We start from the raw sequence: 10992 nt of genomic DNA, 5'->3' as shown, positions 1-10992 counted from the left end.
GTTCCGAATCAACACCCCACCGCAGAAGTGCAGCTGTGAATTGAACCTGTAACTGACGTCCACGCGATCCAGGCCTGTCCTTCCAGGTCTCAATCACGGCCTCCATTAGTTGCTTGGATGAGATGGGCCGTCGCTTACCGCCAACTGCTTCCAGAATCACTGCCATACGCCGCCAGTAGATATCATCCCATGTGCTCTGCTTGATGGCTCCACTGTTCAGCTTGTGATCTTTGAATCCTTGAATCAGTTGAGGCCAATTGATTATCTTGCCAACTGTCACTCCATTGGATCCAGTTTCTTGTGAGGAGCCACACGCATGGGTTTCGATGGCAAGGTCGAGAGGAACGCCATCAATGAAATCAGCATAGATAGCAAGAACTGCGGTATGAATAGCCTGTCTATCTGCAGCGGACCAGTTGAGTGGCAGCACCCGCTGCTGGCGTGTGCCTCCTGCGGCTGAAGCGGAGACATTCAGAAGTACGCGACCACGCATTTCCGACACGGTCCAGCCACTGCGAGGCCCGAGGTCTGATGTCAACGACAACCGCAGTGCCGCAACCCAGCCACGGTCCTTGGCGGCCCTGGTTTGGCGAGGGGCGGGGCTCGGCTTCGGCACGGGTCAGGGTAATCAGGCACGCACGACACCCCTTGCAAGAGAATCTGCAAGAGAATCGCCCTTTTAGCTTGGCATGGCTGGCGACGGCCTGCCACTGCCTGGATGCCTAGAAGTTAGTGGCGGACTGGGTTTTAAGGGGTAGAATCCAATTGCAGCAGGGGATCTGAGAGCCCTGAATTCAAGGGCTTTGGGAGCACTAGGTCGCAGGTTCGAATCCTGTCGCCCCGATTGACTTCTCACCGATAGGCCCCTGGAGTTGAGCGCAAAATGAGCGCAAAACTCCTGGGGTCTTTTTATTTGGCGCCTGCCGGTGTCCTCAGGTAGGACTCCAGCTGGGCCTTTGGGATCAGCCGCGACTCGTGGTTGTTGCTGATTTGGGCCCGGCCGCCGCTGGCGCTGGCGGTGACGCGCCAAGGGCCGGCCGGGCCCCTAGCCCTAAGTGGTTGCTCCTGGGGCTGAGCAGGCGCTGCAGGGGCCTGCTGGGGGCTCTCGCCGAGCAGGGAGGCGAGCAGGTCGCGGGCTTTCTCTGGCATGGCCTTGGCGTCACTGCCTGCTATTGCCGGCCCAGTGCGTGAGGCAACGCCGCTTTCCTGGCAAGGGAAGGAGCAGAAACGAACGGAGAGCTCAATGGTCAGCAGAGGACCTCAGCGCCAGAAACGCAGCTCCGTCAAAGGAACAAGCACCGGTGGCAAGAAGAAGGGGGTCTCCGGCCGGGATGCTGTATCTGGGCTGGTGGTGCCCTCTGCTGAGCAGCTCAGCCGCGAGTCACGAGCTCAGGAGGCGCGCTGGCGGGCAGAAAGCGACCTGCGAACGCTGCGTGAGGCAGAGCAGATCCGCGCGGACCAGAAGAGGTTGCGCAACGCCACCCAGCTGGCCGCGGCGGAGGTGTCGGCCCTCCAGGCGATCCGAAAGCGGAACGGGAGCAAGGCCTGATGCAAGCCGCAACCTGGCCGCTTGGCCGCTCTGTCGTTAGGGCACTGGCCAGACTGATCTCAACTGCAGGGGAGCAGCACCAGTGACCCAGCGCCTGATCATTTCGGATAACCGCGAAGAGCCAGGCAACCCGCTCGTGCTCGATGGTGGGGCGATTGATGCAGCAGCAAGGGATCCAGCTGCCATTGGCAAATTGATGGTGGATCAGGTCTGGGCGGAGGGCACTGACCCCACCGGTGGAGGCCTGTACTACGAGCGCAGCAGCAACCAGCACCGGCGCCTGCAGGCCTTTGAGACAGGCCATGAGGACTTCATGACCGGCGGCTGGGTGCGGGTGCTGGTCACACCTGAGCAGCTGGCGCGTGAACGCCCAAGCATGCAGCAGGCCGCCAGCCGGGGCCTGGTGAAACAGCACGGCAGCCACCGGGGCGTGCTGCTGGTGGAGTTCCTGGATGTGGCCTGGGGCTGAGCAGGTAATCCCAGTGGGCGCTCCAGGCGTCGCCGGCCGTCCTTCAGCGTGCCACGGCTGGGCCGTGGCGTGCATCGGCCAGCCGCCGCCGCCCTCCGCTCCGTGGCCGGTGATTTGGGGGTGGAGGGCATGGCTGCTCTCCCGCGGCTGCGGTGGCTTGGCGGCCAGCTGCCGGTGGCTGGCTGGGGAGAGGTCCCGGCTTTCCTCGCGCGGCTGCGCGGCCGGTTGGGTATTCAGAGCTGAATCTGGTGGGGCTGATTATCAATTGCAGATTCCTCCGCGCATGGCCGGGTTTTGCATAGATCCATTGCCCTGCAGCCACTCTGCCCGCATTAGAGTACGTTTGCACTGCTAGAATAAGGGCTGCGCCAAAGGCCCCAAGCCCATCGCCTGCGGTAATCCAATTCCCTGATCTCGCCAGCACTGCTGCTCTTTTATTTGCGGTGTGTTGCCCCGATCAGTTGTCACCTCTGGCAGCTGATTCATGGATCTTTGTTTCTCATCAAGTCCTGCAATAGGCACCTCCCGTTCGCTGGTGATCGCGGCAGGTGGTGGTCGTGATCTGGCCTGGCCCCAGCAGCGGGTTGCCGCTGAGCTGCTCGCCCGCAGCGGCGGCCGGCTGGTGCACCTGGTGCTGCATGGCGGCGCCCGCGGCGCTGATGCCGCGATCGGCGCCGCTGCCCAGCAGCTGGGCTGGTCCTCCCAGGTGATGCCGGCCCAGTGGCAGCGCCACGGCCGTGCCGCCGGGCCGATCCGCAATCGCGAGCTTCTCGAGCAGGCCATCACCCGAGCTGTTGCTCACAGCTCCCCTCGTTGTCAGGTCTCGGTGTTGGTGGTGGCCTTCCCCGGTGGTGCTGGCACCGCCTCGCTGGTGAGAGAAGCCCGCCGCATGGCGTCGCGTTCACCGGTGCCGATCTCGGTGGCCGAGGTCAGCCCAGCAGCCGGGCTCTGGGCCGTTCCAATTGGCGCCGGCTGCTCCTGATCACCAAGCGCAAGCCTTTCGCGCCCCTGGTGCTCCGTTCCGTTCTTTCCATACCCATCGCCTTCTCACCGTCATGGCTGTTCTCACCCCCATCCCTGCAGCTGTCACCCCTGCCCCAGCGGCAGCCCCCTCGGCATCAGGCCCCGCCTGCTCTCTGCAGCGCTCAGGTTCCCTTTGGCAGCTGGGCATCGAGGCCCAGGAGCTCACCACCGCCATCGGCCAGCTCGCCGAGCAGCTGGAAAGTGATGACCCCGAGCAGCGGTCCCTGGCCCTGGCCGAGCTGGAGGCAGCTCTACTTGCAGAAGAAGGCAATAAAGCTGCCCTCGCCGCTAAGGCCGATGCCACCTGCTGGGTGATCGAGCACCTGCGCGGCCAGGCCACCTACCGCCAGCAGCAGGCCAAGCGGCTCGCCGATTTAGCCCGCTCTGATGCCGGCAGGGCTGATGCACTGGAGGAATCGCTGATCTTTGTCCTTACCCAGCTGCAGCCGGCGGCTACGCGTTTCTCCTTCCCGGATCACGAGCTCACCTCCCGTAAGTCCCAGGCCGTAGTGATCGACGACGAGGAGGCCCTCGATGCCGAGTGGCTCACCTTCTCCACCACCAGCAAGCCGGACAAGAACGCCATCAAGGAAGCCCTTAATGCCGGCCGGCAGATCACCGGCGCCCAGCTCCTTTCCCGCCGCTCCTGGCGCATCCACTGACCGGAGGGGGGCAGAGCCCCCGCGCATGGCCCGCTGCAGTGGCGGGCCCTTTCTTCCTGATCCGATTTCGCTCCTCGCTTCTTCTCGCTCCACCGCTTCCCATCGCCATGACCATCGCCGCTCCTTCCGCCAATGGGTCCAGCACCAGCAGCCGCCCCGCAGCCTCTCGTCCGGCCCAGCGGCCGCCCTCCGCTCTGGAGGTGATCCGCTCCGTTAACCGGGCCGATGCGGAGAGCGCAACAAGCCCACCATCAGCCAGCGCAACAAGCCCACCATCAGCCGCGGCGCCGCAAGTCCTCCAGGCTCAGCCCATTGGCTTCTCCCCCGAGCAGTTCGCCGCCCTGGCCGCCCCCCTTGATCGGGCCAAAGTCCGCCAGCGGGAGCAGGGCCGCAGCCGCGTGAGCTATTTGGAAGGTTGGCAGGTAATCGCGGAAGCCAACCGCATCTTTGGTTTCGATGGCTGGCAGCGGCAGACCATCGCCGTCCGGTGCGTTGCCCAGGCAGAACGAACCATCGGCAGAGAGCAGAAGCCCGGCTGGGGCGTCACCTACACCGCCCGCGTCCGCATCACCGTCACAGCAGGAGGCATGACACCCCTGGTTCGGGAGGGCACTGGCGCCGGCCACGGCATCGACGCCGACCTGGGCCAGGCCCATGAGTCCGCCATCAAGGAGGCCGAGACCGATGCGATGAAAAGGGCGCTGATGACCTTTGGCAATCCGTTTGGTCTGGCGCTCTATGACAAGCAGCAGCGTGAGGTCACCAGTTCCGCGTCTCCACATGAGCGCCCAGCAGGCCAACTCCAGCTGAGCCGGCCTGCATCCCATAGGCAATCAACGGCGGCAGCCAATGCTGAGCCCAAAGGCATGGATGCAGGCTCTCCACATCAGCAGGATCCAGGGCTACTCCCCCTCGATGCGACCACAATCCGCGCACTCCACAGCACCATTCGCCAGTTGCCCCGTCCGCTGCTGGAAGGCCTTACCCAAGGCTTCCGCAAGCGATTCTCCTTCCCTGAGGAGGCCGCAACAATCGCCGATCGGATCAACCAGAAGTGCCACCACGACTGGATCGAAGCTTTTCTGGTGTCGCACCGAGAGGTGCGGATAGCTGAGCAGCAACAGACTATTCAGCAGTCCGGCTAAGACCACCAGCTAGAAGCAAGCCCGCGGCTTCAGTGATTGATCTCCTGGTGCTGCGGGTCTCACTCATTTTCAGATCGGCCAGCCATCCTCAAGGAGGTCAACATCCGGGTCGTTGTATCTCTCGACAGCGCCCAGCCATTCCGGCAGCTCGTCTTTGATCTGCTGCTTGAGCGAGGCAAACTCCTCGGGCTTGATCAGCTCTCGCTCGGCCATGAAGGCATAGAACTTCTTCAGGCTGGCGGCATTGGCCTTGACTGTTGTCTTGTTGGACCACATGGCCTTGTGAAGAAACCAGTCACCAAGAAACTCGCCGACATAGCCAACCCCTTCAGCAGCCGTCAGAGTGTCTGCGTAGAGAAGGAAGTGATTCAAGTAAAAGTCCAGCTTGGCGCAATGGCTTCTGATCGTCGCCGCCCCAAGGCCAGCATTTTTGAGCCAGCGGCTGAAGTCACCAAGAAGGGCAGCATTCTCCTGTCGGAGCTGTTGACACCGGATGTCGTAATCCGATTCATCGTCGAGCATCAGATTTCGCTCATCGGTGCTGGTTATCTAGATGCCGATCCCATCGGCCCTGTTATTTCACCCATGTTGCCTTCAGGTCGTCAGTTGCTGAGGTGGGCATTGCAACAGCCTGCAAGCATGGCCCGGTGGCCCTGCGTGGAGGCATGAACAAGCCAGCCGCTGGTCAGTCACCCGGGATGCAGAGCATCACCAGCCAACAGCCCACTGAAGTGCTGGCCGGCTCGATTGAGCGCGTCACCTTCCACAGCGCCGAGAGCGGTTTCTGCGTGCTGCGCATCAAGGCCCGCGGCCATCGTGATCTGGTGACGGTGGTGGGCCACGCCGCCGAGATCAGCGCCGGTGAATGGGTCACCGTGAGCGGCACCTGGGTGAACAACCGGGAGCACGGCCAGCAGTTCAAGGCCTCCTTCCTCAAGGCCTCAGCTCCCACCACCGCTGAGGGCATCGAGAAGTACCTGGGCTCGGGGATGATCCGCGGCATCGGCCCGATTTACGCCAGCAAGCTGGTGGGCGCCTTCGGGGCGGAGGTGTTCGAGGTGATCGAGCAGGAGCCAGAGCGCCTGCAAGAGGTGCCCGGTATCGGCAAGGTGCGCGCCAGTCGTATCTCCCAGGCCTGGGCCGATCAGAAGGTGGTGCGCGAAATCATGGTGTTCCTCCATAGCCATGGCGTCGGCACCGCCCGTGCCGTGCGGATCTTCAAGACGTACGGCAATGACGCCGTGCAGGTGATGGCGGAGAACCCCTATCGCCTGGCGCGCGACATCCGCGGCATCGGCTTCCGCACCGCCGATGCCATCGCCGCCCGGTTGGGCATCGAACCGGCCGCGATGATCCGCCTGCGAGCTGGCATCAATTACGCCCTGCTGGAGGCCAGCGGTGATGGCCATTGCGGCCTGCCCAGCGCCGAATTGCTCAAGCTGGCCGGAGAGCTGCTGGCGGTGGAGCAGCCCGCGCAGGAGCAGGGCGACGGCAACGGCGCCAGCGTGCGGGTGCCCCTAGAAGCTGCCCTGATCCAGACGGCCCTGGACCTAGAAATCAGCGAGGGCTCCGTCGTGGCCGATGACCTGGCGGGCGAGCCGGCGATCTTCCTGGCCCACCTGCACCGCGATGAGCGGCGCATCGCCGAATCGCTGCAGGAGCTGGCGAGAGGAGCCCCAACCTGGGGCGCCATCGACGCGAGCAAGGCGATCGCCTGGGTGGAGCAACGGCTCGACTTGGCGCTTGCCGGCAGCCAGAAAGCAGCGGTGGAGCAGGCCCTGGCCAGCAAGGTGCTGGTGATCACCGGCGGGCCGGGGGTGGGTAAGACCACCTTGATCAACGCCATCCTGCAGATCCTGGCCGCCAAGAAGTTGCGCATCCAGCTGTGTGCACCCACGGGCCGGGCCGCCAAACGCATGGCCGAGGCGACCGGTTTGGAGGCCAAAACGATCCACCGGCTGCTGGAGTTCGACCCAGCCAGCTACGGCTTTCGGCGTGGTGCCGAGCTGCCGCTGGAGTGCGACTTGCTGGTGGTGGACGAAACCTCGATGGTGGATGTACCGCTCATGGCCTCGCTGCTGGTGGCCATCCCGCTAGAGGCAGGCTTGTTGCTGGTGGGTGATGTGGATCAATTGCCCTCGGTGGGTCCCGGCCAGGTGCTCGCGGATCTGATCAACAGCAGCGCCCTGGCGGTGGCCCGGCTCACGGAAGTATTCCGTCAAGCGGCTAGCAGCCGCATCATCACCACCGCCCACGCCATCAACGCCGGCGCCATCCCCGATCTGCGCTCCCCACCCGAGGGCGAGAGCAGCGACTTCTACTTCCTGCCGGCCGAGACGCCCGAGCAGGCAGTAGCTCTGATCCTCAAGGTGGTGGGCGAGCGCATCCCGGCCCGCTTTGGCCTCGATCCAATTGCCCAGGTGCAGGTGCTCTGCCCGATGGCCCGGGGCGGCTGCGGCTCCCGCTCACTCAACATCGAGCTGCAGAAGTTGCTGAATCCCGATCCGGCGGAGCAGGTGGAGCGCTTTGGCTGGCGGTTTGCCCCCGGCGACAAGGTGATGCAGATCGCCAACGACTACGAGAAGGAGGTGTTCAACGGCGATGTGGGCACGATCGATGCGATCGACGCTGATAACAGCGAGCTGAGTGTGCTGTTCCCCACCAGCGAGGCCGGTGGCAATGCCGCTGCGGCCGGGAGCCGGTTGGTGGTCTACGGCTGGGGGGAGCTCGATCACCTGGTGCCGGCCTATGCCTGCACGATCCACAAGAGCCAGGGCAGTGAATACCCCGCCGTGGTGATCCCACTGCTGACGCAGCACTACGCGATGCTGCAGCGCAATCTGGTGTACACCGGCCTCACCCGCGGCAAGCAGCTGGTGGTGCTGGTGGGCCAGAAGAAGGCCCTGGCGATGGCCGTTAAAAACCATTTGGGCCGCAGGCGTTACACCAAGCTGGCGGAGTGGCTCAGCTGACCAGCAGCAGCAGCCGGTTCCCTTCCGGATCCAGCAGCCAGGCTTCCACTCCGAACGGTTCCTGGCGTGGCGGTTCCGCCTGCTCCGCTCTCATTTGTTCAGTGACCTCAAGCCAGGCATTGATCACCGCCAACCGATCTCTCCCTTCAGAGGACCGCTGGAGGCAAAGGGCCAGCCGGCCGCCCTGGAGCGGCTGCGGCCGCGTGCGTGAGGGCACATAGATCTCCAGCTGGCCGCCAGCGGGCCAGGGCACCCGCCAGTGGGATGGGCCCAAGCCGGGTGTTGCCTCGGCCTCCAGCAGGGCGGCATAGAACGCCGCGAGGACCGCAGGATCGTCGACAGCCAGCACGATCGAGCTGCTCAGGCCCACCACTTCCACCAGCTTCTGCTGCCCGCCGGCGTGGCGTGGCTGCCATCGCAGAGCGGGTAGCGGTGGGAGTGAGCGCAGCCACAGATCATCACCATGCTGGCTTGAGCGAGCCGCAGCTCACGCGACTGCCAGCCGGTGCCGAGGTGGGCGCCATCACAAAACCAGCCATGGCGGCTGCGGCCGCAGCGGCAGAGCTGGTGCACGCCGGCTGGCAGCTCCAGGGGAATCGGACCCGCACAGTGTCGAGCGGATTCAGCCATGGCATTCACAGCCACAGCCGGCGTGGCAGGGCTCACCATTGGGGTGCCCCTTGCCGCAGGCCTCGCTGCAGAACAACAGGGGGCCGTTGCGGAACGGTGTTTCCGGTTGGATAGTGCAGTGGCATCCCGGGCAAGCGCACTGAAGCGTGGTGGGTCTCTCCTGGGTCGTGGTCATGGTCTCTCCTTGCTCAGGTCAGCTAAACCCACTCTAGCGGCGTCGGCGTCGGGGAGGCTCGGCTTGCCGTGCTGACAAAGCGGACTGGCCGATCTATCAATGGCCCCGATCCGGCCGCTGTTGGAGCAGCGCTTCAACACTGGCCACCTTGTCCTCCAGCGTCTGGTCCCGATCGATGCGGGTGTTGACCTTCAGGGTGGTGTAGGTGCGTGGACAGCCCATGGCGTGCACGGCCTGATGGTATGCCTCGATGGCTTGGAACACTGGTTCCCACTCGCCCTCGATCGCTGTGCCGTTGGGGTGCAACTGGATCTTGAGGCCGGCGTCCAGCAGCACCCGTTCGCAGGCGGCGGTGTAGGTGGCCAGGTTGACGCCGACCCCGATCTGAACAACGCAGAGATCGACGATCACCTTCACGGGGCAATGGGGCGGGAATGGACCCATGGTGGGAACAGCTGCGCCCTGTGGGTGTGACGGTAATCTCCGTTCTGGTGATCGTTCATGCCCTGGCCGCCACGGTGTGGTGCGTGGCCGGAGCCGTGCTCGGCAACAACGCTGATGCCGCCGCAGAAGCTTCGAACCAACTCATCGGTCTGATCGGGCTGCTGGTTCTGGCTGCCGTCACGGCGGTGGAGGCTGGCCTGGCCGTCAAACGGGTACGGCAGGCCAGCTGAGGATCACCTCATCAAGCCCGCCTGCCAGCGATGCCCCTGCCATGCCAGCCGATCGTGATCCTCGGGGGTTTTCTGATCAGCCAGGAGTCCTACGCCCCGATGGCTGAGCGACTGGAGCAAACGAGCGCTCAGCCGGTGCGGGTGGTGCCGGTGAGCAAGGCCGAATGGCTGCTGACAGTCTTTGCCTACGGCTGGGCACGCATCCTGGATCGGGTCGCCGCAACGATGGCCGAGCTGGCCCTGCACTCCCCCACCGGCAGGGTGACCCTGATCGGCCACAGCTCCGGCGGCATCATGCTGCGCCTGGTGCTTGATGCCGCCCCCTTCCAGGGCCGGCGCTACGACGGCAAAGCCCTGGCCGACACCCTGGTGATGCTGGGCAGTCCCCACACAGCCCTCAAGGCCACGGTGCTACGCCAGATGGTGGCGCGGCGGCTGCCGGGGGCGACCTTCGCGGATCGGGTGCGCTACATCTCAGTGGCGGGAGATCTTGATCTGCAGAGCGCCACGCCCCTGGCCCGGCGGCTGGCGCCCACGGCCTATCGCAACAGCACCGGCAACGCCCTTGACCGTGGCGACGGCCTGGTGCCGGTGGCTTCAGCTCTGCTGGCGGGCTCAACCCCCCTGGTGCTGCCGGGTGTAGCCCATGGCGGCGCCTTCGGGGCGAGCTGGTACGGCAGCCCGGCGGTGGTCGATCAATGGTGGTGGGCAGGCCGGTGATGGTCTGCTGCACATGGCGATCGAACCGTTCTCGATCAATCGCCGCCGTGGTACGCAGCAGCCGTTTGAGCAGAGCGGCAAGCACCTGGTGCACTGCCTCCCCGGTCGTCATCGGGATGCTGCTCAGGCCCTTGAGCCGCGTCTTCACCCCATCCCAGCTCCATGGATCAGCACCTGCAGCACCGCCTTCTCGCCCATCTCCAGCAGGTGGCGCGACCACGCCATGCCCAGTGGGATCCGCTGGGGCTGATGGGCGTGCGCACCTACATCCACGAGCAGCTGAGTGCTCTGGGCCCGGTGGAGGAGCACCACTTCCACGAGGCAGGTGAGGCCGGTACCAACCTGATCCTGCGGCTTCCGGGCCGCGACAACGCTCTGGCGCCGCTGCTGGTGGGCGCCCATTACGACGGGCCGCTGCACTCGATCGGCGCCGACGACAACGCCAGTGGCGTCGCCGCCTTGCTGGAGCTGGCCCAGCGCTGGAGCCAGTCGCAGCCCGCACGTCCGGTGTGGATCGTGGCCTTCGACAAGGAGGAGTGGGGGATGCTCGGCAGCCGCGCCCTGGCACGAGAGCTGCGCGCCGCCCATCAACCGCTGCAGCTGATGGTGAGCCTGGAGATGCTCGCCTACACCGCCGATGAGCAGGCCTATCCGCTGCCGGGGATGGAGCGGATTTATGGCGATCGCGGTGATTTCATCGCCCTGGTCGCCAACGTTTCAGCTGCCCTGTTGCTGCCAGCGCTGGCCCGGGCGATGGGCAGCCAGGTGCCCACCAAGGTGCTGCCGGTGCCCCTGGCCGGCCGCCTGCTGCCCGATGTGCGCCTCAGCGATCACAGCCCCTTCTGGGATCAGGGCTACAACGCCCTGATGGTCACCGACACTTCATTCCTGCGGAACCCGCACTACCACCAGATGAGCGACACGATCGACACCTTGGATCTGCACTTCTTCTGCGCGGTGGTGAACGGCTTGG

18 protein-coding genes are annotated in these 10992 nt (G+C 64.9%); 11 read left to right on the top strand and 7 right to left on the bottom strand.

The genetic code is table 11. The annotated features are described in order from the left end of the window. Both AC01FP_RS14190 and AC01FP_RS14185 read right to left on the bottom strand, forming a co-directional pair. On the bottom strand, positions 1–502 hold a 502-nt coding region (locus tag AC01FP_RS14190), incomplete at its 3' end, for a hypothetical protein (RefSeq protein WP_474481146.1). Between the two features lie 407 nt (positions 503–909). Next, on the bottom strand, positions 910–1149 hold the full coding sequence (locus tag AC01FP_RS14185; protein ID WP_474481143.1) for a hypothetical protein: 240 nt from the start codon (positions 1147–1149) through the stop codon (positions 910–912). Between AC01FP_RS14185 and AC01FP_RS14180 the strand changes: the two genes are divergently transcribed. The 6 genes from AC01FP_RS14180 to AC01FP_RS14155 all read left to right on the top strand — a co-directional run bounded on the left by AC01FP_RS14180 (position 1148) and on the right by AC01FP_RS14155 (position 4848). Further along, a complete protein-coding gene (locus AC01FP_RS14180; protein ID WP_474481141.1) occupies positions 1148–1549 on the top strand; it encodes a hypothetical protein in 402 nt (133 codons plus the stop codon). The two genes, AC01FP_RS14185 and AC01FP_RS14180, sit on opposite strands and share 2 nt — an antisense overlap. 82 nt (positions 1550–1631) lie before the next feature. Next, entirely contained in the window at positions 1632–2018 is a 387-nt protein-coding gene (locus tag AC01FP_RS14175) for a hypothetical protein (RefSeq protein ID WP_474481139.1), read from the top strand. A gap of 48 nt (positions 2019–2066) precedes the next feature. Next, a complete protein-coding gene (locus AC01FP_RS14170; RefSeq protein WP_474481137.1) occupies positions 2067–2261 on the top strand; it encodes a hypothetical protein in 195 nt (64 codons plus the stop codon). Between the two features lie 241 nt (positions 2262–2502). Beyond that, positions 2503–3000 carry an SLOG family protein gene (locus tag AC01FP_RS14165; RefSeq protein ID WP_474481136.1) on the top strand — a complete coding sequence of 166 codons (498 nt, stop codon included), beginning with the start codon at positions 2503–2505 and terminating at the stop codon, positions 2998–3000. Positions 3001–3073: 73 nt separating this feature from the next. Further along, positions 3074–3703, top strand: a complete 630-nt coding sequence (locus AC01FP_RS14160; RefSeq protein WP_474481135.1) for a siphovirus Gp157 family protein — start codon at positions 3074–3076, stop codon at positions 3701–3703. Positions 3704–3810: 107 nt separating this feature from the next. Then, a complete protein-coding gene (locus tag AC01FP_RS14155) occupies positions 3811–4848 on the top strand; it encodes an RAD52 family DNA repair protein (protein ID WP_474481133.1) in 1038 nt (345 codons plus the stop codon). A 69-nt stretch (positions 4849–4917) separates the two neighbouring features. Here AC01FP_RS14155 and AC01FP_RS14150 read toward each other — a convergent pair whose 3' ends face one another. Next, on the bottom strand, positions 4918–5370 hold the full coding sequence (locus AC01FP_RS14150; RefSeq protein ID WP_474481132.1) for a hypothetical protein: 453 nt from the start codon (positions 5368–5370) through the stop codon (positions 4918–4920). Between the two features lie 143 nt (positions 5371–5513). On the opposite strand from AC01FP_RS14150, the gene recD2 reads away from it, so the two are divergent. Next, positions 5514–7820 carry an SF1B family DNA helicase RecD2 gene (recD2, locus tag AC01FP_RS14145; RefSeq protein ID WP_474481130.1) on the top strand — a complete coding sequence of 769 codons (2307 nt, stop codon included), beginning with the start codon at positions 5514–5516 and terminating at the stop codon, positions 7818–7820. Here recD2 and AC01FP_RS14140 read toward each other — a convergent pair. From AC01FP_RS14140 to AC01FP_RS14125, 4 genes are all read right to left on the bottom strand, one after another. Further along, the gene (locus AC01FP_RS14140) at positions 7813–8199 is read right to left on the bottom strand and encodes a VOC family protein (protein ID WP_474481128.1); all 387 of its coding nucleotides are present in this window, start codon (positions 8197–8199) and stop codon (positions 7813–7815) included. The genes recD2 and AC01FP_RS14140 overlap by 8 nt on opposite strands. Then, the gene (locus AC01FP_RS14135; RefSeq protein WP_474481127.1) at positions 8181–8450 is read right to left on the bottom strand and encodes a CDGSH iron-sulfur domain-containing protein; all 270 of its coding nucleotides are present in this window, start codon (positions 8448–8450) and stop codon (positions 8181–8183) included. Before AC01FP_RS14135 ends, AC01FP_RS14140 begins: the two co-directional genes overlap by 19 nt. Further along, the gene (locus AC01FP_RS14130; RefSeq protein ID WP_474481124.1) at positions 8443–8625 is read right to left on the bottom strand and encodes a metallothionein; all 183 of its coding nucleotides are present in this window, start codon (positions 8623–8625) and stop codon (positions 8443–8445) included. Before AC01FP_RS14130 ends, AC01FP_RS14135 begins: the two co-directional genes overlap by 8 nt. A gap of 96 nt (positions 8626–8721) precedes the next feature. Next, positions 8722–9069 carry an MTH1187 family thiamine-binding protein gene (locus AC01FP_RS14125; RefSeq protein ID WP_474481122.1) on the bottom strand — a complete coding sequence of 116 codons (348 nt, stop codon included), beginning with the start codon at positions 9067–9069 and terminating at the stop codon, positions 8722–8724. Positions 9070–9095: 26 nt separating this feature from the next. Between AC01FP_RS14125 and AC01FP_RS14120 the strand changes: the two genes are divergently transcribed. The 4 genes from AC01FP_RS14120 to AC01FP_RS14105 form a co-directional block, all read left to right on the top strand. Further along, the gene (locus AC01FP_RS14120) at positions 9096–9299 is read left to right on the top strand and encodes a hypothetical protein (protein ID WP_474481148.1); all 204 of its coding nucleotides are present in this window, start codon (positions 9096–9098) and stop codon (positions 9297–9299) included. Between the two features lie 30 nt (positions 9300–9329). Next, the gene (locus AC01FP_RS14115) at positions 9330–10019 is read left to right on the top strand and encodes an esterase/lipase family protein (RefSeq protein ID WP_474481120.1); all 690 of its coding nucleotides are present in this window, start codon (positions 9330–9332) and stop codon (positions 10017–10019) included. A gap of 13 nt (positions 10020–10032) precedes the next feature. Next, positions 10033–10269, top strand: coding sequence for a hypothetical protein (locus AC01FP_RS14110; protein WP_474481118.1), 237 nt, complete (start codon positions 10033–10035; stop codon positions 10267–10269). After that, on the top strand, positions 10227–10992 hold a 766-nt coding region (locus AC01FP_RS14105; RefSeq protein ID WP_474481116.1), incomplete at its 3' end, for a M20/M25/M40 family metallo-hydrolase. The genes AC01FP_RS14110 and AC01FP_RS14105, both read left to right, overlap by 43 nt.

Source organism: Cyanobium sp. NIVA-CYA 375 (assembly GCF_056108345.1).
Note: the sequence above shows the minus strand (reverse complement) of the source record. Positions and strands in the feature narration are given on the sequence as shown.

What these genes read in the sequence shown, in the direction of transcription:
- AC01FP_RS14160 (WP_474481135.1), top strand. Translation starts at nt 3,074, where the DNA reads ATGGCTGTTCTCACCCCCATCCCTGCAGCTGTCACCCCTGCCCCAGCG.
- AC01FP_RS14180 (WP_474481141.1), top strand. Translation starts at nt 1,148, where the DNA reads ATGGCCTTGGCGTCACTGCCTGCTATTGCCGGCCCAGTGCGTGAGGCA.
- AC01FP_RS14155 (WP_474481133.1), top strand. Translation starts at nt 3,811, where the DNA reads ATGACCATCGCCGCTCCTTCCGCCAATGGGTCCAGCACCAGCAGCCGC.
- AC01FP_RS14115 (WP_474481120.1), top strand. Translation starts at nt 9,330, where the DNA reads ATGCCCCTGCCATGCCAGCCGATCGTGATCCTCGGGGGTTTTCTGATC.
- AC01FP_RS14150 (WP_474481132.1), bottom strand. Translation starts at nt 5,370, where the DNA reads ATGCTCGACGATGAATCGGATTACGACATCCGGTGTCAACAGCTCCGA.
- AC01FP_RS14185 (WP_474481143.1), bottom strand. Translation starts at nt 1,149, where the DNA reads ATGCCAGAGAAAGCCCGCGACCTGCTCGCCTCCCTGCTCGGCGAGAGC.
- AC01FP_RS14125 (WP_474481122.1), bottom strand. Translation starts at nt 9,069, where the DNA reads ATGGGTCCATTCCCGCCCCATTGCCCCGTGAAGGTGATCGTCGATCTC.
- AC01FP_RS14135 (WP_474481127.1), bottom strand. Translation starts at nt 8,450, where the DNA reads ATGGCTGAATCCGCTCGACACTGTGCGGGTCCGATTCCCCTGGAGCTG.
- recD2 (WP_474481130.1), top strand. Translation starts at nt 5,514, where the DNA reads ATGAACAAGCCAGCCGCTGGTCAGTCACCCGGGATGCAGAGCATCACC.
- AC01FP_RS14110 (WP_474481118.1), top strand. Translation starts at nt 10,033, where the DNA reads ATGGCGATCGAACCGTTCTCGATCAATCGCCGCCGTGGTACGCAGCAG.
- AC01FP_RS14165 (WP_474481136.1), top strand. Translation starts at nt 2,503, where the DNA reads ATGGATCTTTGTTTCTCATCAAGTCCTGCAATAGGCACCTCCCGTTCG.
- AC01FP_RS14130 (WP_474481124.1), bottom strand. Translation starts at nt 8,625, where the DNA reads ATGACCACGACCCAGGAGAGACCCACCACGCTTCAGTGCGCTTGCCCG.